Source organism: Neisseria sp. P0021.S007, from assembly GCF_051956855.1.
Map to the genome: position 1 here is coordinate 1 of NZ_JBQCXA010000244.1, position 903 is coordinate 903.

Annotated in this window: 1 protein-coding gene; it reads left to right on the forward strand. The window is 57.9% G+C overall.

Annotation, left to right across the window (positions count from 1 at the left end; all coding sequences use genetic code 11):
• On the forward strand, positions 1–646 hold a 646-nt coding region (locus ACTHUR_RS12560), incomplete at its 5' end, for a type III pantothenate kinase (RefSeq protein WP_440398818.1).
• Positions 647–903 lie beyond the last annotated feature (257 nt).

Here is a 903-nt window from a genome sequence, read left to right on the forward strand (position 1 = left end):
GCGTTCAGACGACCGCACCCGCATCGTCGGCTGCGCCGTGTGTGGCGACCTCAAAAAAGCCCTCGTCGAAGCCCACCTGACCGCGCCCGTCCGCTGGCTGCCCTCGATGCCGCAGGCACTCGGCATCCGCAACCACTACCGCAACCCCGCCGAACACGGTTCCGACCGCTGGTTCAACGCCTTGGGCAGCCGCCGCTTCAGCCAAAACGCCTGCGTCGTCGTCAGCTGCGGCACCGCCGTAACCACCGACGCACTCACCGAAGACAACCACTACCTCGGCGGCACCATCATGCCCGGCTTCCACCTGATGAAAGAAGCCCTCGCCGCCAAAACCGCCAACCTCGACCGCCCCGCCGGCAAAGTGTACCCCTTCCCCACTACCACGCCCAACGCCATCACCAGCGGCATGATGGATGCCGTTTGCGGAGCCGTCATCATGATGCACGGGCGGCTGCAACAAAAAACGGGCGAAGGCAAACCCGTTGACGTCATCATTACCGGTGGCGGCGCAAGCAAAGTCGTCAACGCCCTGCCCAAGCAGTTTGTTTTGGACAATACGGTAAAAATTGTAGATAATCTCGTCATTTACGGTTTATTGAACTGGGTCGCGCACGAGCAGGAACAGACCGACACACTGCCCGAATAAGCAGCAACGCCGTAGCGCAGATTTAAAAAGGTCGTCTGAAAACATCAAACCGGGTTTTCAGACGACCTTCAGACGCAGCAAACTTCAGCCGATTGGTTTTGATGCCAATTCGCCACAAAATAACAACACAAAATCGTCCGCACACCACAACGGCACCCGAACACAAAAAAGGAAAACAACTCATGAAATGGCTTTTCGCCGCCCTCGTGGCACTCAACATCATCGTCTTCGGCGGCATGATTACGCACCGCCTCAAC